Source organism: Hymenobacter sp., assembly GCF_031398885.1.
Classification (GTDB): domain Bacteria; phylum Bacteroidota; class Bacteroidia; order Cytophagales; family Hymenobacteraceae; genus Hymenobacter.
The window spans coordinates 1-17,137 of the sequence record NZ_JANNOD010000055.1 but is presented as its reverse complement, the minus strand read 5'-3'; the positions used below and the strand labels follow the sequence as shown (position 1 = coordinate 17,137).

Below are 17,137 nucleotides of genomic sequence, written 5' to 3'. Positions count from 1 at the left end.
ATTCCATTCTTCTCTGGCTGCGCGTGGGGTGTTCCTTTTCCGGGGACGCCAGATGAGCATGATGCCCTTTTTGGAACTTAAGAAGCCGGCGACTCCTGCCGCAACGGCTTCAGCACAAACTCCTCGAACAGGGTTTTGCCTTCTATCATGCCCGTAATCTGAGCGGCGACTTTAAAGAAAACGTCGAGCTGACTTTGGGGGATTTTCTCCCGCATTTTCAGGTTGAAGTGCCGCACGGTCTGGCGCGAAATCTCTTTTTTCTCCAGCCCCAGCGGCGTCAGGAAGATGCGGACCGAGCGTTTGTCCACCGAGTCGGCCTGTTTGTAAATCAGGCCCTTTTCTTCCATGCTCCGCAGGATGCGGGTGAGGCTGCGGGTTTCGAGGCCCAGCAGCGGCGCGATTTTGGTGGCCGGCGTGCCCCGCTCCTGGTCGATGTTGAGCAATACGAACCCGATGCTGGTCGTAATATCGTTCTGCGTCGCCTGGGTGTTGTACATCCTGGAAATGGCGTGCCAGGCCACTTTAATGTTGTAATCGACGGTTTCTTCGGGTTTCATAAGCGGCCAGTAAGTGCGGTAAACTTACGAATAATTTGTTCGGCTTGCATACTATATCTAACAAAAAGAGAGGCCAATTCAAGTGGCCTCTCTTTTTGTTTGGGGGCTAACAGCTTCGATTAGGGCACTATCAGAGTAGTAACTGACGAACCCTGAGGGTTCAGAGTTGGAAATACTGTCCGACCAGTAGCAGCATCTACATAGAAGGCTGTGAAGGTGGTGGAGCCATAAGCAATGACGTAAACAGTGGTGCCCGGCGCGAAGCCCGCATTAATGAATTGCGCACGGTTTACTAGCAGCGTGAGCTGAATGGTAGTAGAAGGGCTGCCGTTAATGGTAATGTTACCATTTTGAAGCAATGCTCCACTTGCCGCCGTAGGATTGGGAGAAGCGCTTGCGAACAGCACATAACGGTAGTTCGTGGTAGGTGACTGACTGGTAAAACCTAGGGTAAATGGGACAGATGAAGGATTAGCTGAGCTAGGAGTGCCGGCTGAAAATATGGGAATAGCCTGCGTTGAAGGCTGCGAAATCGTAACAGTACCTAAAAAAGTAGGCTGGTCTCCCCCCACATGTCCTACTCCAAAACGCCGAAATGTGCTGTATCCCTGACGGGTAAAAGTGAGGTTGTACGTACCTGAACGCAAGTTTGATAACGTAAACCGTCCGTCGGCGTCAGACGTTGCGGTGATAGCCGGAGTTACGCCATCAACTGCAACAAGAACACCTGCCTTAGCTAACGGACTGCCGTTTTCGTCAACAGAATTGACAAACCCGGTGATGTTACCGGTGAGGTTCTGCCCCGAAGGACCGGCTGGACCAGCCGGGCCCGGGTCACCGTCCTTACCTGTGCAACCGTTCAGGAGTAGAACTGCGCAAAGAGCAACGCAAGCGACTTTGGAAAAGTACTGCATGTAGAACTTGTGAATAGGATGAATGACGCGGAGCAAACTTAACTTCAAAAGGTGCCCAACCAATACCGGTGGACTTTTTTTGCATTACTTCCATCTACTGATTCTCCACGTGGGCTCCTACCGCTTCTCGGCGTGCAGGTACATGCCTTCAATCGCGGCCTTGTTTTTTTCCGTGATGGCCTTGCGCTTCACTTTCATAGTGGGTGTCATTTCGCCGCTTTCCACGGTCCAGAGCTCGGGCAGCAGCACGATGCGCTTCACCTGCTCCCACTGCGCGAAGCTCTGGTTGTACTTCTTCACCAGGCCCTCGTACAGCTCCACAATCTTCTCGTTTTTGATGAGTTCTTCGTTGGAACAGTCGTCCACGCCGTTGCGCTTGCACCAGCCCTTGAGGTCGGCGAAGGACGGAATGACGAGGGCCGAGGGAAACTTCTGGTCGGCGCCCACCACCATGGCCTGCTCAATGAGCGGGTCCTCCTTCAGCTTGCCTTCGATGACCTGCGGGGCAATGTACTTGCCGCCCGAGGTCTTGAACATCTCCTTCTTGCGGTCGGTGATTTTGAGGAACTTGCCGTTCACCAGCTCGCCGATGTCGCCGGTGTGGAACCAGCCTTCGGCGTCGAATTCCTGGGCCGTGAGCTCGGGCTTGTTGTAGTAGCCCTTCATCACGGAGGCCGACTTGGTGAGGATTTCGCCGTCGGCGGCAATCTGCACTTGCACGTTGTCGATGATGGGGCCCACGGTGCCAATCATGTTGTTTTCCGGCTCGTAGCCGCCCACGGCGATTACAGGCGAGGTTTCCGTCAGGCCGTAGCCTTCCATCACCCGGATGCCAGCCGCCCAGAACACCCGGGCCAGGCGCGGCTGCAGGGCCCCGCCGCCGCTCACGATGCAGCGCAGGTTGCCGCCCAGCGCATCGCGCCACTTGTTGAAAATGATTTTGTTGGCCAGGGCCAACTGGGTGTTGTACAAAAAGCCCTGGTCTTTCTGGGTGTCGTACTTCAGGCCCAAATCCAGGGCCCAGAAGAAGAGGCTTTTCTTCACGCCTTCCTGCTCGTGACCCTTGGCCACGATTTTATCGTAGACCTTTTCCAGCAGGCGGGGCACGGTGGTGAAAATCTGGGGCTTGACTTCGCGCAGGTTGTCAGCGATGACTTCCATGCTCTCGGCGTAGTAGATGCTCACGCCGTTGAACATGTAGAGGTACGTCACCATGCGCTCGAAAATGTGGCAGAGCGGCAGAAAGCTTAGGGCCTTGTCGTTCCGGCTCACGGGCACGAAGCGCTGGGAGTTGCGGCAGTTGCTCAGGATGTTGTCGTGGGTGAGCATCACGCCCTTGGGGCTGCCGGTGGTGCCGCTGGTGTAGATGAGCGTGAGCAGGTCGTCGGGCTGCACGGCGGCTTTGAGGGGCGCCAAGTCGGCGGGGTTGCCTTGCCGGCCCAGGGCCAGCAGCTCGTCGAAGTGGCGGGCCCCACCAATTTTATCAAACGTGAAGATGTTCTGAGCGGGAATAGCCAGGCCCGCGGTGGCTTCCTGCACCTTGTCGTACAGCTTTTCGTCGGACACGAACACGGCCCGCACGCCCGCGTCGGTGAAGATGTATTTGTAGTCTTCGACGGTGATACTCGGGTACATGGGCACGCTCACGGCCCCGATTTGGGCAATGCCGAAGTCGGCCAGCATCCACTCCGGGCGGTTCATGCTGATGATGGCCACTTTGTCGCCGCGTTGCAGGCCCAGCGCCACGAGGCCCAGGCTGACGAGGTTAGCCTGGTCCTGCATTTGCTGGGAGCTGGTGGGCACCCACTGGCCATTGAGCTTGGCGGCGAAAGCATCGGCTTTGGGCGAATTGGCAAGCTGGTGGGAAAGCACATCGAAGGAGCGGCGAACGTCCATGGGTGGGGCTGGATAAAGCGAAACGGGTGAAATTCACCTTAAATAAAGAGCTTTTTTTTGGGCTGTGCTACACCCCGCCGCGCTCGGCGGCAAGGGGCGGCAAGCGGCAAAAACCGAATAAGCCACCGAAACCGCCAAAAACCCGCAAATGCGGCCTTTTTCTGCGTAATTTTGGGCACTTGCCTTTCCGCCCCCGATGAACCTGGCCCTGTTTTTTGACCCGCTGCCGGAAACGCTGACCGAAGCCCTGCCCGCGCCTACCACGCTGGCGGCCTACGCTACCCGCTTCACCGAAACCTTCCCCGACTGGCGCGCCGCCGACCTGGCCCTTATCGGGCTGGACGAGTGGCGGGGCAGCGCCGCGGGCCCTCCCTCCGCCCGGCGGCACGGGGCCAACGAGGTGCGCCAACGCTTCTACCAGTTGCAAAAAGGCACCGGCAACGTGCGGGTCGTGGACCTGGGCAACCTGCGCCCCGGCCTCACGCTGGAGGATACTTACCAGCGCCTGCGCGAAATCATCGGGGCCCTGCTGGAGGAAAACACGGTGCCCGTGCTGCTCGGCGGCAGCCACGACCTCGACTACGGCCAGTTTCTGGCCTACGAAACGCAGGACCGTCCCATCAGCTTTGCCGTGGTGGACTCCCGGGCCGACATGGCCGAGCCTGGCCCCAGCACCGCGCCCGAGGAAAGCCACTTGCGCCGCCAGCTGGTGCACGAGCCCAACTTTGTGTTCAGCCTGGCCCACCTCGGGCACCAGCAGTACCTCACGCCGCCCGAGGTGCTGGTGGCCCTCGAAAAGCTGCACTTCGAAACCATGAGCGTGGGCGAAGTCCGGGCCGACCGCCGCCAGGCCGAGCCGCTGGTGCGCCAGGCCGATTTCATGAGCGTCGACATTGCGGCCCTGCGCTGGCAGGACGCGCCGGGCTACTACCCGGCCAACCCCTTCGGTCTCAGCAACGAAGACGCTGCCCAGCTGTGCTGGTACGCCGGCCACAACGAGCAGCTCAGCTCCTTCGGCCTCTACGGCTACCGGGCCGACATCGACCCCAACGGCCTGGCCGCCGCCACGCTGGCCACCATGCTCTGGTACTTCGTGGAAGGCTTCTACCACCGCCGGCCCGAAACCGGCTTTGGCACCTTCCGCTTCCTCACCTACACGGTGGTACTACCCGGCAACCCCGACAAGCTGGTGTTTTACAAATCGCGCCGCGCCGACAAGTGGTGGATGGAGGTGGAGCGCCTGGGCGACAACGCCGTGAAGCGCGTGGTGCCCTGCACCTACGAGGACTACCTGAACGCCTCGCAGGGCGACCTGCCCCAGCGCTGGATTCGGCTGCAGGCGCTACTGGGGTAGGTTTTAGTTGTCCGTTGCTCGTTGTCCGTTGTCGGACTTTGCTTTTCACCAGTTAGACCAATTAGGAGTACGCATGAGCCTGACAACGGACAACGAGCAACTGACAGCTAAAACGTACACCAGAAACCAGTTGGCCCTGCGCAACGGCCAGGACCGCGACGAAATCTGGGTGGCGTACCAAGGCCGGATTTATGACGTGAGCCGCTCGCGCCTCTGGCGGCGCGGCAACCACTACGAGCACTGGGCCGGCCAGGACCTGACCGCCGAGCTGGACCAAGACGCCCCGCACACGGCGCACGTGTTTGATAATTTCCCCGTCGTAGGCCTGCTGACCTAATTTCGCCGCATGACCACCGAATCCCCTTCCGAGTACAACCACCTCGAAACCCTGCCCACGGCCGCCATCCTGGCCGGCATGAATCGGCTTGACCACACCGTGCCCGACACCGTGGCCCGGGCCCTGCCGCAACTGGAGCGGCTGGTGGAGGCCACCGTGGCGCGGCTACGGGCCGGCGGGCGGCTGTTCTACATCGGGGCCGGCACCAGCGGGCGGCTGGGCGTGGTGGACGCCTCGGAGTGCCCGCCCACGTTTGGCGTGCCGGCCGAGCTGGTGGTGGGCATCATGGCGGGCGGCGACGGCGCCATTCGGGTAGCGGTGGAAGGCGCCGAAGACGATGCCAAGCAGGCCTGGCTTGATTTGCAGACGCACCGCATCGGCGCGGGCGACGTACTGGTGGGCATCGCCGCCTCGGGCCGCACGCCCTACGTGGTGGGCGGCCTGCGGGCGGCCCGGGCCGCGGGCGTGGCCACGGGCTGCGTGGTGTGCAACGCCGGCTCGGCGGTGGCCGCAGCGGCGGAATTCCCGGTGGAAGTCGTGACCGGGCCGGAGTTCCTCACCGGCAGCACCCGCCTCAAGGCCGGCTCGGCTCAAAAAATGGTGCTCAACATGCTCACCACGGCCACCTTTGTCCGCCTGGGCTACGTGCAGGGCAACAAGATGGTGGACATGAAGCTCTCGAATGTGAAGCTGGTGGCGCGCGGCGAGCGAATGCTGATGGACGAGCTCGGCATTGGCCAAGCCGAAGCGGCTGATTTGCTGAAGCAGCACGGCAGCGTGCGCGCGGCCCTGGCGGCGCGGGCATAGCGCAAAGTTGCGCCTCTGCCTCACGGGCTTATTGTTTTTGGCGAACGATTCGAATGAAATGTCGTTTTTAAACGAGCCCCGGCCAAAGCGCGAGCACTACCCTTATGCACACCATCGAGCCCCACTACAACTGGATTGACCAGTACTCGGCTTCCGAAGACCCCCGCTCGCCGCTATTCGAGGCCGAGAACAGCCTGGAAGCCTACACCAACACCATTTACGGCTACTACATCCACCCGCAGTGGGACAGCCTGGGGTCGGAAACGCTGTTCCTGAAAATCCTGTTCGTGGACTACGACGACGGCATCGCCGTGCTCGAATTCATCGGCGAGTGGAACGACGCCATCGAGAACGACATCATGCACCTCAAGCGCAATGTCGTGGACGTGCTGGTACACGAGGGCGTGCGCAAGTTTATTCTGGTGGGCGAAAACGTGTTCAACTTTCACGGCTCCGACGATGACTACTACGAGGAGTGGTACGAGGACGCGGAAGACGGCTGGATTGCGGGCGTGAATTTCCAGGAGCACGTGCAGCGCGAGATGAAGCAGTACAACGTTGACAACTACGTGAACTTCGGCGGCCAGCTCGACGAGCTGCCCTGGCGCACCTACGAGCCCCGCCGCCTCTTCGAAATCGTGGACGGGCTGCTGAACCGCCGGTTGGGCCCGCCCGAAACCACGCCGTAGGCTGGGCCATTTAAACACAAAAAATTACACGCAAAAAAGCCGCCCCAATACCGGAGCGGCTTTTTTCATTACGCCAAGCGGCAAGAATTACTTCTTAACTTCTGCAGCGGGGGTTTCGGTAGCAGGCGCCATTTTGTCGGCACTTTCAGCCATCTTATCCGCCGTAGCATCGGCCGAGTCACGCACGGCATCAGCCTGGTTCTCCATGGCATCGGCTTTGGCTTCGCCGGAAGCCTCTACGCCGTCGGCGGCTTTCTCCATGTTCTCCTCTTTCTTGCTTTCGCAGGAGGTGAACGAAAACGAAGCGGCGGCCAGGGCGAGGAACAATACTTTTTTCATCTTGAAGTTGGTTAAGGTGGGGTGAAATTCGGTCAACCTTTGAATTTTCATCCGGGATGAATACTCAAATTCGGGGCTTTATACCCGAGTTTGAAGAAGGTAACCCGCCCGATTCGAATTAATTAAACCGAGGGCCGCCGCCAAGCCCTACTTCTTGCGGAACACGATGCCGATGGGCACACCCGTAAAGTCGAAATGCTCGCGCATCCGGTTTTCCAGGTAGCGCGTGTAGTTCTCCTGCACGTACTGCGGCAGGTTGCAGAAGAAGGCAAACACGGGGTTGTGGGTGGGCAGCTGGGTAGCGTACTTGATGCGTATCATCTTACCCTTGAGCGCCGGCGGGCCGTATTTCTCAATCTCCTTCAGCATCACGTCGTTGAGCTGCGAAGTCGGAATTTTGCGGCGCTTGTTGTGGTACACTTCAATGGCCGTCTCGATGGCCTTGTGCACCCGCTGCTTGTTGAGCACCGAGATGAAAATGACCGGGATATAGGCAATGGGCGCCAGCTTCTCCAGGATTTTGGCCTCGAACTCCTTGGCCGTGTTGGTCTGCTTGTCCGCCACCAGGTCCCACTTGTTCACCAGAATCACGATGCCCTTGCGGTTCTTGTCGGCCAGGGTGATGATGTTCACGTCCTGGGCCTCGATGCCACGGCTGGCGTCGAGCATCACGATGCATACGTCGCACTCCTCCAGGGCGCGCAGGCTGCGCATGTTGGCGTAGAACTCAATGTCCTCGCTCACCTTGGCCTTGCGCCGCAGCCCGGCCGTGTCGACCAGGATAAACTCGTTGCCGAAGGCGTTGTAGCGCGCCGAAATCGAGTCGCGGGTGGTGCCGGCAATGTCGGTCACGATGCTGCGGTCTTCGCCCAGCAGCAGGTTCACCAGGCTGGACTTGCCCACGTTGGGGCGGCCCACCACGGCAATGCGCGGGATTTCGGACTCGGGCTCTTCCACGCCGGGGTCGTCGAAATGGCTCACCACGGCGTCGAGTAGCTCGCCGGTGCCGTGCCCGTTGGCGCTGCTGATGGCGAAGATTTCGGCGTCGCCCAAGCCCAGCGAGTAGAACTCGCCCACGCCGTTGGCGCGCAGGTTGGTGTCGGCCTTGTTGGCCACCAGGTAGATGGGCTTTTTGCCCAGGTAGCGCCGCAGCACGTGCGCAAACTCCTCGTCCAAGCCGTGCACGCCGGCTTCGGCGTCCACCATGAAGAGCACCACGTCGGCCTCTTCGATGGCCAGCTTGACCTGCTTGTTGATTTCGCCCTCGAAAATGTCTTCCGAATTATGCACGTAGCCGCCGGTGTCGATGACGGTGAAGTTCTTCCCAATCCAGTCGCCGTAGCCGTAGTGGCGGTCGCGGGTCACGCCGCTCTCGTTGTCCATGATGGCCTTGCGCTGGCCCACGAGGCGGTTGAAGAGCGTGGATTTGCCCACGTTGGGCCGCCCCACGATGGCGATGGTGTTTTGACTTGACATATGAGGTGGCCCCAGCCGCCGACCCGACCTAGATTCGGCAGTGCCCGGGGTGTGTTAGTTGATGGATGGTCGGAATGTAGCAGCCTTGTGCTGAGTAAAACGCAGCCTTTGCTGCGTCAATCGTTGGGCAGCAGAACGACAATGACGCGGATGGTAGGCGCAGCGAAAGCTGCGCCCTACTGGTAGCCGAAGCGGCTCAGGGCTTTGGGGTCGGTGCGCCAGTTCTCGTTCACTTTCACGTGCAGCTCCAGGAACACCTTTTTCTGGAAGAACTTCTCCATTTCCTCGCGGGCCCAGGTGCCCACTTTCTTCAGCGCCTCGCCGCCCTGCCCGATGACGATGCCCTTCTGGCTGCTGCGCTCCACGTAAATGATGCCGCGGATGCGGATGATGGTTTCCTCCTCCTTAAATTCCTCGATGACGACCTCGCAGCTGTAGGGGATTTCCTTTTTGTATAGCTTGAAGATTTTCTCGCGCACCATCTCGGCGGCGAAAAACCGCTCAGGCTTATCGGTTAGCTCGTCTTTGGGGTAGTACTCGGGGTGAATGGGCAGGCGCTCCAGCACCAGGGCCAGCACGCTGTCGGTGCCGAAGGCGTTGAGGGCGGAGATGGGCAGGACTTCGGCGGCGTTGGGCAGCTGCTCGCGCCAGTAGGCCAGCTTGGCTTCCACCTCGGCCTGGTCGGCCTGGTCGATTTTGTTCACCAGCAGGATAATGGGCGTGTCCACCATCTTGCGCAGGCGCTCCACCACGGGCTCCTCGTCGTGCTTTTCGTAGATGTCCGTCACGAAGAGCACCACGTCGGCGTCTTCGAGCGACGAATACACAAAGCTCATCATGGCGTTGTGCAGCTCGTACTTGGGCTGGATGATGCCGGGCGTGTCGGAATAAATGAGCTGGAAATCGGCGCCGTTGAGGATGCCCAGGATGCGGTGCCGGGTGGTTTGGGCCTTGCTGGTGACAATGCTGAGCCGCTCGCCCACCAGCGCGTTCATGAGCGTGGACTTGCCCACGTTGGGCTTGCCGATGATGCTCACGAAGCCGGCGCGGTGGGGGTTGGGTTCGGGGTTCACGAGGGAGGTGTTTGATAATCAGGGCCGCAAAGGTACGGCTTTCCGGGGGCAAAAGCTACGCCGCTCCCCAAGTAGACCACGGGAAACGGGCGGGTTCTAGCCTCACGCCCTCTGCTTGCAATGGCGACCTGATGCGTACTGGCGCTCTGTTCCGGCTAATTTGTTTTCGCATTCCCCTGCTGAGCAAACCCAGGGCTGGGCCACGCGGTTTGGTAATTTCACTACGGCCAGCCATCAGCTTTTTTTACTGCTCGCGCTGACTTGCCTGGTCCCAGGCGGTTGCCCAGGCCCGCGGCCCCACTCAGATTATCCAACCCTTTCGGACCTTTGCGCCATGAATTCCCCCGTCCTTGATGCCGTCGCCGCCGAGGCACCCGTCCACGCTGCCGCCGCCCCGCCCAGCCGCCGCATCGGGGTGCTGCTCGTCAACCTGGGCACGCCCGACTCGCCCGGCACCAACGACGTGCGCCGCTACCTCAACGAATTCCTGACCGACGGCCGCGTGATTGACATTCCGGCCGCCGTGCGCTACCCCTTGTTTCAGGGCATCGTGGTGCCGCTGCGGGCGCCCAAGTCGGCCAAAATCTACAAGCAGCTCTGGACCGAGCGCGGCTCGCCGCTGCTCTTTCACGGGCTCGACTTGCAGGAAAAGGTGCAGGCTCAACTGGGGCCCGGGTACGTGGTGGCCTTCGGCATGCGCTACCAGAACCCCAGCATCGCCAAGGCGCTGGAAGAGCTGCGCGCGGCGGCCGTGGAGCGCATCATCGTGCTGCCGCTGTTTCCGCAGTACGCCTCGGCCAGCACGGGCTCGGTGCAGGAAAAGGTGATGGACATCGTGAAGGACTGGTGGATAGTGCCCAGCATCAACTTCATCAGTGCCTTTGGCTCCGACCCGGCCTTCATCGCCACCATCGTGGCCCTGGGCCAGCGGGAGCTCGACCGGCACCACTACGACCACATCGTGTTCAGCTACCACGGCATCCCGGAGCGGCACATCAAGAAGGGCGACCCCACCAGCTACTGCAAATTCGGGAGCTGCTGCGACTCGCTCACCGACGCGAACCGCTACTGCTACCGCGCCCAGTGCTTCGAAACCTCGCGCCTGGTGGCGGCGGGCCTGGGCCTCACGCCCGAGCAGTACACGGTGTCGTTCCAGAGCCGGCTGGGCCGCGACCCGTGGCTGAAACCCTACACCGACATCGCGCTGGTCGACTTCCCGGCCAAGGGCATCAAAAACGTGCTGGCCTTCAGCCCCGCCTTCACCGCCGACTGCCTGGAAACGACCATCGAAGTGGGCGACGAATTCAAGGAGCTATTCGAGGAAGCCGGCGGCGAGCACTGGCAACTGGTACCCTCGCTGAACTCCGAGCCGCAGTGGGTCGATGCCGTAACGGCCATGATACGGCGCCACTAGGGCTGGGGGGCGGTGCGCTTGCTGACCACGAAGTGTATGCCCACCTGCCCGATGAATTGTCTCATGTCGTCGATTCGGGCGGGGCTGCCCAAAAACCGCTGCGCCCCGAAGGTACCGGAGAGCGTTAGCCAACGCGACACCCGGTGGCCATATTGAAAAGTAGGCTGAATAAAGGCCGACCGACGGCCCGCATAGTCGGTCAGGTTCGCCGGCCCGCCCAGGGCCTCGGCGCGCCGCTCGGTGAACCGGTGGTAGTACGCCTGGCTCACTCGTAAACCGAATCCCCAGGTCTGAACGCCGTCCAGATACAGCACGGTGGGCTGCGCGTAAGCGTAAGTGTAGCGCACGCTGTATGTCGAAGTTGGAACGGGGTCCACACATTCGAAGCACTGGCCGTCGCCCGAGTTGCCGCCCCCGTAGGCCGCGCCCACGTGCCCCCCCAGCCGCCAGAACCCGTTGGGTGAATTATAGTAGTAGCCCAGCCCCAAGTCGGCTGAACGAAATTTATTATTCGCCCTCGAACGCCCGTGGGTGAGCAGCGCCGAATGCACCACCAGCTTGTCCGTGACCTGGTAGCCCACTTGCAGCTCGCTACCGTTGAAACCGGTGGAAACGCGGGCCTCGGCCTGGCCTTTCTCCCGAATCACCGGCAGGTACGCAATGTGGGGCACCAGCGTGGGGGCGCACCCAACCAGCAACGCAACCACGAAAGTGAGCAGTAGAGTTTTTATCATGAGGAGAAGAGCGACCTGAACGCTAAAACGTTGCACGGCCCGGCATTAGTACCGGCCCCGGTAGAAGGCGCCCGCGTCGTACGACTCCCCCTCGTAAAACCGGCCGGCTTCTGTATCAGGCACCACGCCCAGCGCCCGCAGCATGGCCACTTCGTAGGCCCGGGTAATCTGAATTTCGGTATAGAGCGGGTAGACCCGCATCGACTCGGCGTTGAGCGCGGGCACAAACACGTTGTCGTCTTCCGCATCGAGCGAAGCTGCGCCGATGGGCAACAGGATGTGGCTCCCAGCGTCGTCGAGGCGGAAGCCCGCGTCCAGCTCCACGTCGAGGTAGCGCACCTTCAGGGCCTCCAACTCAACTATCAGCTCGTGCACGGTGCCCAGGCTTTGGCCGTCGCCTCCGCGCACGGCCCAGCCGCGCACGTCAAGGTGGCCGTCGGCCACTTCAAAATCAGTAAGGTCGCGCAGGCGGCGCAGCACGGGGGTTTCCATAGGGGATTGTTGTTGGTTGTTGGTTGTTGGTTGTCCGTTGAGCATTGCAAAGAGAGCATTGCTTGGTTCAAGCTAACAACGAACAACTGCATTTACTGCGCAGGTTCGCTTAGGACGCGCACGGCGGCGGCGGCCTGGGTCAGGAACTGCTGGTTTTGCTGCTGCTCCGCTGCGGTGGCATTGCGGCCCGAGAGTTGGCCCGCCAGGCGCGTGAGGTCGGCCGCCGCGTCTTCCAGCGCCGGATACGCCTTCTGTTGCATGGCCCGGATGAGGCCGGCGGCGGCCACGAAGCCGGCCCGCAAGCTGGCGTTGGGCTCGCCGAGGCGGTTGGTGGCGCTGGTCAGGTTGTCGCGCTGCTCCATAATGGTGGGGTCGCGCAGGTCGTCGCGGTCCGTGAGCGCCACCAGAATACCGGTCAGCTTTTGCAGGCCGTTCACGGCGTAGCCCGGAGCGGCGGGGTCGCTGGCGGCCTGCGTGGCCAGGGTGGCGGGGCTGTAGTCTTCGGCGGCTTCGGGCGGGGCCGGGTCGGCGGCCGCCTCGGCCGGGGGCGGGGTGGCGCGGGCCTGCTCGGCGGCGCTGCCGGGGGCCACGGTGTCGGCGGGCGCGGCTTCCAGGCCGGTGGTGTCGGGCGGGGCGGGCGCGTCGGCGGGCGCGGGCCGCAGGAAAAAATACGCCGCCGCCGCCAGTGCTACGGCCGCCAGCACCACCAGAATCCAAGGACTGGGGGCCGTCTTTTTGCGTTGAATATTGATGTCAGCCATAAAGCGGTAAGTTGGTGCTTCGCCTTACGAAGCCCACCGAAAAGTAGCTACTCCCGGCCAATACCCCGGCGCGAAGCCGCTGCTCGCCATGATTCTCCCGCCGTCCGCTGTCGTTGGTAGTCTTGTCCAAGGACGGCAGCCGCGCCCCACTGTCAGCCGTGGCTGAGGAACTGTTTGCATTAGCCAAATTAGGGTAGCGACGCCTCTATTCATCCAGCTCGGAGCAATTTTACAACCAGTGCACTTGTCGTCCGGCTCTCGTCTCCGCGGGCTTCGCGCTTCAAGCGGGCCGGGGCCCGCCCCGCTGCCCGGAGCGAAGCCGTCTCGTGAAGTTGGTCCGTCCGCGCCAGGTACGTGGTTCATGAAACCGCTGTAATAAGTTAATTCAAACAGCTTTTGAGAGCGGGCGCCCGTAGCCGCTGCTCATCTATTAGCCGGTGCGTTCTTCACTCCTGTTCGGCGGCGCCCACCTTGGGGCGGCTTTTAACGCTGCGTGGGGAACGCGCAGCTGCGCCCATCTTTCTGGTGCCGCGGCTGGCATCCTCATCGTCACGGCGTGCTGGCTCCCTCGTGGCCCTGGCCCTGATACCAGCGGCGGCCCTTATCGGCGCCGCGCCGGGCTGGAACGGGCTCGAACGGCTGCTGGCCAACAGCGGCTTTGTGGTGGTGGCGGGCCTGGTTATTTTTGGGGTAAAACAGGCGTTCTTGCACCGCCGCAAGCCCTTGGTTTAACCACTTCAAGGCGCAACAATATTCCACCCAACCCAGCCCATGCCCCCCGACCACTACCTCGCCGATTTGCAAGCCCGGGGCCTGCTGCCGCCCGCCCAAGCGGCCGCCATTGCCGCGGCCGACCGGGCCCGGCCGTTTTCGCTGCACTACGAGCTGCGGGCGCTGCTGTACCTGGGCATCACGCTGCTGGCCGGCGGGCTGGGGGTGCTGGTGTACCAGCGTATTGACAGCATTGGGCACGAAGTCATCATCGGGGCCATTGCCGTGCTCATGGCGGCGTGCTTCGGCTACGCGGCGCGGCACCGGGCACCGTTCACCTGGGGCGAGGCCCCCAAAACCTCGGTCGGGGCCGACTACCTGCTGCTGCTCGGCTGCCTGCTGTTTGTGGTGCTGGAAGGCTACGCGCAGTACCAGTACGGCGTGTTTGGCACCCGCTACGGCTTGGCCACGGCCGTGCCGGCGCTGGTGTTTGTGCCGCTGGCCTACGGCTTCGACCACCGCGGCGTGTTGGCCATGGGCCTCACGGCGCTGGCCTCGTGGGTGGGCCTCACGGTGGCCCCGCTGTCGGTGCTGTCGGCCAATGACTTCTGGAACGAGAGCATCCGCGGGGCCGCCCTGGGGCTGGGCCTGGTGCTCATGGCCGCCGGGTTTTATTCGGAACACCGCGGCCGCAAGGCGCATTTTGCGTTTACGTATTTGCTGCTGGGCAGCAACCTGGCCCTGGCGGCGTTGGCCACGTCGCTGGTGCGCTCAACTTTCAACCAACAGCCGGCTGTGGGCATCAGCAGTACGCTATTGATGCTGGCCTTGTGCGCGGGCCTGTTCTGGTACGCGCGGCGTACGCTCTCGTACTGGTTTTTGGTACTAGCCGCGGGCTACGCCTACTTCGCGGTCTGCTACGTCTTGGTTCAGTTGATTATCGTGCTGCCCGATGCCTTGATTCTGACGGTGTCGACGGTGTTATTTCCGCTTTCGGCTTTGTGCGTGGTACTGTTCTTCGTCAACCTGAAAAAGATTCTCCACGGGTCGGACGACGCGCCCCAGGCCACCACTCCCATCTCCTAAATTTTGATACCGCAAGCTTACCCTCCAGAATGGGCGTTTCGCCTGGCCTTGCGAACCCGGGCCGCGCGCTGGCAACGACAGCAGCAACTGAGTTCCGCGCAATTAGCCAGCGTTGAAGCCGCGTATCCGCCGGACTACTACCGACCGGTCTGGCCGGTGCGCGTGGCGCTGTTTCTGTTCGCTTGGCTCGGACTGCTGATGACCGGTGGGTTGTCGTTTTTAATTGTGGGTGAGTCACCTATTGCGGCGGGCCTGATTTCCTGTGCGGCCTGCTTCGGAGTGCTGGAGCTATTGATTCGGGAGCGGCGCTTTTACCACGCCGGGGCCGACAACGCGCTGCTGTACGCGGGCCTGGGCACGGCGACAGGGTTGATTTTTTATGTTTCTTCCGAATATATCTGGCCGGTGAGCCTGGCCCGCTACACCCTCGGCAGCCCGCAGCTGGTGCCGACCTTGCTACTCACACTTGCGCTGCTGTTTGCGGCGGCGCGGCGCTACGCCGACGCACTGGTAACCGCCGCCGCCTTTCTCACCGCGCTGCTAATCGTTGCCATCGCTGGTTTACAGACGGCCGTCGGGCAAGCGCTGCTCCCGTTCCTAATAATGGCTGCGGCGGGTGGCACGCTGGCCCTGCACCGCACCCTGCTTCGCCGCCTGGCGGGCACCTGGCTAGCCGATTACTACGCGCTGTGCCTCCTCACGCTGAAAGTGCTGGCGCTGGTGGTGCTGTACCTCGGCGGCAACTACCTGGCGGTGCGCGAGGGCAACGCGGCGCTGCACGACTTACTGGTTTCTGAGCAGGTGCCGTTTGCACCGCTGTTTTACGCCTTCACCGCGGGCATTCCGCTTTTATACATCGGGCTGGGGCTGCGCCGGGCCGACCGCCCCACGCTGCTGGTGGGCCTGCTGGCGCTGGCGTTTTCGCTGTTTACGCTGCGGTACTACCGCGCCCTGCTGCCGCCCGAAGTAGCGGCCGTAGCCGCCGGAGCCCTGCTCATGCTGGCGGCCGGGGTACTGCTCCGGCGGCTGCGCCCGGCCCGCTTCGGCCTCACGTCCTTGCCCGACGACGAGCCCCGCTTTTTCGACCTCGAAAACCTGGTCCAGGCCCAAACCGCCCACGCCCCCGGCGCCCCCGCCAGCGGCTTCGAGTTCGGCGGCGGAGAATCCGGCGGAGGCGGCGCCACCGGGAAATTCTAAAAATTGCTGGTTGCTGGTTGAAATAAAAAACTAGTAACGAGCGACCAGCAATTTTACGCCACCGTCACCGGCCGGTACAGCTTGGCCAGAGCCTCCACGGCATAGTCCACTTCGGCGGCGGTGTTCATCTTGCTCATCGAGAAGCGCACCGTGGCCCGGTCGGGGTCGGCGCCCAGGGCTTCCAGCACGTGCGAGCCCGCCTGCGCCCCGCTGGTGCAGGCCGAGCCACCCGAGGCCGCCACTTTGCTGATGTCGAGGTTGAAGAGTAGCATTTCGCTGATGGCCGACGGGGGCAGGCTCACGCTCAGCACCGTGTACAGGCTCTGGTCGGCCACGGCCGAACAGCCGTTGAACTGCACGTCCTCAACTGTGGCCCGCAGCCGGTCAATAAACCGGTTTTTGAGCCCCTGCACGTGCGTTTGGTGCGCGGCCAGGTCCCGAACGGCTATTTCCAGGGCCTTGGCCAGCCCCACAATGCCGTACACATTTTCGGTACCGGAGCGCACGTTGCGCTCCTGCGCGCCACCGTGAATGAGCGGGCTCACCTGCACGCCGCTGCGGGTGTAGAGGAAACCCACGCCCTTGGGCCCGTGAAATTTGTGGGCCGCCCCCACCAAAAAATGGTTTTGCAGCCGCTGCACGTCGTGCCGGTAGTGGCCCATGGTCTGCACCGTGTCGGAGTGAAACACGGCGTCGTGCCGGGCACAAATTCTCCCAATGGCCTCGATGTCGTTCAGGTTTCCGATTTCGTTGTTGGCGTGCATCAGGCTCACGAAGGTGCGGGGCTGCGCCGCCAGCAGCTCCGCCAGGTGGGCCAGGTCGAAGGTCCCTTGGGCGTCGTGCCGCAGGTAGTGCAGCTCAATTTCACCGGCCTTGGCCATGACCTGCAGCGGGTGCAGCACCGCGTGGTGCTCCAGCCGCGAGGTGATGGCGTGCCGCAGGCCCAAGGTGCGAATGCTCCCAAACGCGGCGTAGTTGTTGGCCTCCGTGCCGCCGCTGGTGAAGGAGATTTCGGCCGGCGCGGCGTTGAGCAGGTGCGCCACCGTCTTGCGGGCGTTTTCGATGGCAGCCCGCACCTGCCGGCCCGGCCCGTGCAGGCTGCTCGGGTTGCCGTAGTGCTGGCTCAGAAAGGGCAGCATGGCTTCCAGTACCTCCGGGTCGAGGGGCGTGGTGGCGGCGTTGTCGAAGTAAGCGTGCATTTTCTTAGTTGTCAGTTGCTCGTTGTCAGTTGCCAGGCCAGTTGCCGCCCACGCAACGGCCTGGCAACAGACAACGTGCAACTGACAACAAAATACTATGC

18 protein-coding genes are annotated in these 17,137 nt (G+C 62.1%); 8 read left to right on the top strand and 10 right to left on the bottom strand.

Annotation, left to right across the window (positions count from 1 at the left end; translation table 11 throughout):
• Positions 1-77: 77 nt before the first annotated feature.
• The 3 genes from RMO51_RS10805 to RMO51_RS10795 all read right to left on the bottom strand — a co-directional run bounded on the left by RMO51_RS10805 (position 78) and on the right by RMO51_RS10795 (position 3,367).
• Positions 78-557, bottom strand: coding sequence for a MarR family transcriptional regulator (locus RMO51_RS10805; RefSeq protein ID WP_310394540.1), 480 nt, complete (start codon positions 555-557; stop codon positions 78-80).
• A gap of 119 nt (positions 558-676) precedes the next feature.
• Positions 677-1,471, bottom strand: coding sequence for a carboxypeptidase-like regulatory domain-containing protein (locus tag RMO51_RS10800; protein WP_310394538.1), 795 nt, complete (start codon positions 1,469-1,471; stop codon positions 677-679).
• 117 nt (positions 1,472-1,588) lie between these two features.
• Positions 1,589-3,367 carry a long-chain fatty acid--CoA ligase gene (locus RMO51_RS10795; protein WP_310394536.1) on the bottom strand — a complete coding sequence of 593 codons (1,779 nt, stop codon included), beginning with the start codon at positions 3,365-3,367 and terminating at the stop codon, positions 1,589-1,591.
• Between the two features lie 196 nt (positions 3,368-3,563).
• Between RMO51_RS10795 and RMO51_RS10790 the strand changes: the two genes are divergently transcribed.
• The 4 genes from RMO51_RS10790 to RMO51_RS10775 all read left to right on the top strand — a co-directional run bounded on the left by RMO51_RS10790 (position 3,564) and on the right by RMO51_RS10775 (position 6,554).
• On the top strand, positions 3,564-4,721 hold the full coding sequence (locus RMO51_RS10790) for a formimidoylglutamase (RefSeq protein WP_310394534.1): 1,158 nt from the start codon (positions 3,564-3,566) through the stop codon (positions 4,719-4,721).
• Between the two features lie 73 nt (positions 4,722-4,794).
• Positions 4,795-5,058, top strand: a complete 264-nt coding sequence (locus RMO51_RS10785) for a cytochrome b5 domain-containing protein (protein WP_310394533.1) — start codon at positions 4,795-4,797, stop codon at positions 5,056-5,058.
• A gap of 9 nt (positions 5,059-5,067) precedes the next feature.
• The gene (locus RMO51_RS10780) at positions 5,068-5,865 is read left to right on the top strand and encodes an N-acetylmuramic acid 6-phosphate etherase (protein ID WP_310394531.1); all 798 of its coding nucleotides are present in this window, start codon (positions 5,068-5,070) and stop codon (positions 5,863-5,865) included.
• A 104-nt stretch (positions 5,866-5,969) separates the two neighbouring features.
• Positions 5,970-6,554 (top strand): hypothetical protein, encoded by a 585-nt coding sequence (locus RMO51_RS10775; protein WP_310394530.1) that lies wholly within the window; start codon positions 5,970-5,972, stop codon positions 6,552-6,554.
• Positions 6,555-6,641: 87 nt separating this feature from the next.
• On the opposite strand, the gene RMO51_RS10770 is transcribed toward RMO51_RS10775, so the two are convergent.
• From RMO51_RS10770 to era, 3 genes are all read right to left on the bottom strand, one after another.
• Positions 6,642-6,944: a hypothetical protein gene (locus RMO51_RS10770; RefSeq protein ID WP_310394529.1), complete on the bottom strand. Its 303-nt coding sequence runs from the start codon at positions 6,942-6,944 to the stop codon at positions 6,642-6,644.
• Positions 6,945-7,040: 96 nt separating this feature from the next.
• Positions 7,041-8,369 (bottom strand): ribosome biogenesis GTPase Der, encoded by a 1,329-nt coding sequence (gene der / locus RMO51_RS10765; protein WP_310394527.1) that lies wholly within the window; start codon positions 8,367-8,369, stop codon positions 7,041-7,043.
• A 176-nt stretch (positions 8,370-8,545) separates the two neighbouring features.
• Positions 8,546-9,442: a GTPase Era gene (gene era / locus RMO51_RS10760; protein WP_310394525.1), complete on the bottom strand. Its 897-nt coding sequence runs from the start codon at positions 9,440-9,442 to the stop codon at positions 8,546-8,548.
• A gap of 334 nt (positions 9,443-9,776) precedes the next feature.
• Between era and hemH the strand changes: the two genes are divergently transcribed.
• Entirely contained in the window at positions 9,777-10,856 is a 1,080-nt protein-coding gene (gene hemH, locus RMO51_RS10755; RefSeq protein WP_310394523.1) for a ferrochelatase, read from the top strand.
• On the opposite strand, the gene RMO51_RS10750 is transcribed toward hemH, so the two are convergent.
• The 3 genes from RMO51_RS10750 to RMO51_RS10740 form a co-directional block, all read right to left on the bottom strand.
• Entirely contained in the window at positions 10,853-11,590 is a 738-nt protein-coding gene (locus RMO51_RS10750) for a hypothetical protein (protein WP_310394522.1), read from the bottom strand. The genes hemH and RMO51_RS10750 overlap by 4 nt on opposite strands.
• Before the next feature lie 45 nt (positions 11,591-11,635).
• Positions 11,636-12,082, bottom strand: a complete 447-nt coding sequence (locus RMO51_RS10745; protein WP_310394521.1) for a PRC-barrel domain-containing protein — start codon at positions 12,080-12,082, stop codon at positions 11,636-11,638.
• A gap of 92 nt (positions 12,083-12,174) precedes the next feature.
• On the bottom strand, positions 12,175-12,843 hold the full coding sequence (locus RMO51_RS10740; RefSeq protein WP_310394519.1) for a hypothetical protein: 669 nt from the start codon (positions 12,841-12,843) through the stop codon (positions 12,175-12,177).
• 570 nt (positions 12,844-13,413) lie between these two features.
• On the opposite strand from RMO51_RS10740, the gene RMO51_RS10735 reads away from it, so the two are divergent.
• The 3 genes from RMO51_RS10735 to RMO51_RS10725 are packed head-to-tail and all read left to right on the top strand — an operon-like array spanning position 13,414 to position 15,837.
• On the top strand, positions 13,414-13,575 hold the full coding sequence (locus tag RMO51_RS10735; RefSeq protein ID WP_310394518.1) for a hypothetical protein: 162 nt from the start codon (positions 13,414-13,416) through the stop codon (positions 13,573-13,575).
• A 39-nt stretch (positions 13,576-13,614) separates the two neighbouring features.
• Positions 13,615-14,640: a DUF2157 domain-containing protein gene (locus RMO51_RS10730; RefSeq protein ID WP_310394516.1), complete on the top strand. Its 1,026-nt coding sequence runs from the start codon at positions 13,615-13,617 to the stop codon at positions 14,638-14,640.
• Between the two features lie 3 nt (positions 14,641-14,643).
• Positions 14,644-15,837, top strand: coding sequence for a hypothetical protein (locus RMO51_RS10725; RefSeq protein WP_310394515.1), 1,194 nt, complete (start codon positions 14,644-14,646; stop codon positions 15,835-15,837).
• A gap of 53 nt (positions 15,838-15,890) precedes the next feature.
• On the opposite strand, the gene RMO51_RS10720 is transcribed toward RMO51_RS10725, so the two are convergent.
• Positions 15,891-17,036 (bottom strand): cysteine desulfurase family protein, encoded by a 1,146-nt coding sequence (locus RMO51_RS10720; RefSeq protein WP_310394513.1) that lies wholly within the window; start codon positions 17,034-17,036, stop codon positions 15,891-15,893.
• Positions 17,037-17,137 lie beyond the last annotated feature (101 nt).

Excerpts from the sequence above, each read along its gene's own strand:
- RMO51_RS10805 (WP_310394540.1), bottom strand. The coding sequence starts at position 557 with ATGAAACCCGAAGAAACCGTCGATTACAACATTAAAGTGGCCTGGCAC.
- RMO51_RS10800 (WP_310394538.1), bottom strand. The coding sequence starts at position 1,471 with ATGCAGTACTTTTCCAAAGTCGCTTGCGTTGCTCTTTGCGCAGTTCTA.
- RMO51_RS10795 (WP_310394536.1), bottom strand. The coding sequence starts at position 3,367 with ATGGACGTTCGCCGCTCCTTCGATGTGCTTTCCCACCAGCTTGCCAAT.
- RMO51_RS10790 (WP_310394534.1), top strand. The coding sequence starts at position 3,564 with ATGAACCTGGCCCTGTTTTTTGACCCGCTGCCGGAAACGCTGACCGAA.
- RMO51_RS10785 (WP_310394533.1), top strand. The coding sequence starts at position 4,795 with ATGAGCCTGACAACGGACAACGAGCAACTGACAGCTAAAACGTACACC.
- RMO51_RS10780 (WP_310394531.1), top strand. The coding sequence starts at position 5,068 with ATGACCACCGAATCCCCTTCCGAGTACAACCACCTCGAAACCCTGCCC.
- RMO51_RS10775 (WP_310394530.1), top strand. The coding sequence starts at position 5,970 with ATGCACACCATCGAGCCCCACTACAACTGGATTGACCAGTACTCGGCT.
- RMO51_RS10770 (WP_310394529.1), bottom strand. The coding sequence starts at position 6,944 with ATGAAAATTCAAAGGTTGACCGAATTTCACCCCACCTTAACCAACTTC.
- der (WP_310394527.1), bottom strand. The coding sequence starts at position 8,369 with ATGTCAAGTCAAAACACCATCGCCATCGTGGGGCGGCCCAACGTGGGC.
- hemH (WP_310394523.1), top strand. The coding sequence starts at position 9,777 with ATGAATTCCCCCGTCCTTGATGCCGTCGCCGCCGAGGCACCCGTCCAC.
- RMO51_RS10750 (WP_310394522.1), bottom strand. The coding sequence starts at position 11,590 with ATGATAAAAACTCTACTGCTCACTTTCGTGGTTGCGTTGCTGGTTGGG.
- RMO51_RS10745 (WP_310394521.1), bottom strand. The coding sequence starts at position 12,082 with ATGGAAACCCCCGTGCTGCGCCGCCTGCGCGACCTTACTGATTTTGAA.
- RMO51_RS10740 (WP_310394519.1), bottom strand. The coding sequence starts at position 12,843 with ATGGCTGACATCAATATTCAACGCAAAAAGACGGCCCCCAGTCCTTGG.
- RMO51_RS10730 (WP_310394516.1), top strand. The coding sequence starts at position 13,615 with ATGCCCCCCGACCACTACCTCGCCGATTTGCAAGCCCGGGGCCTGCTG.
- RMO51_RS10720 (WP_310394513.1), bottom strand. The coding sequence starts at position 17,036 with ATGCACGCTTACTTCGACAACGCCGCCACCACGCCCCTCGACCCGGAG.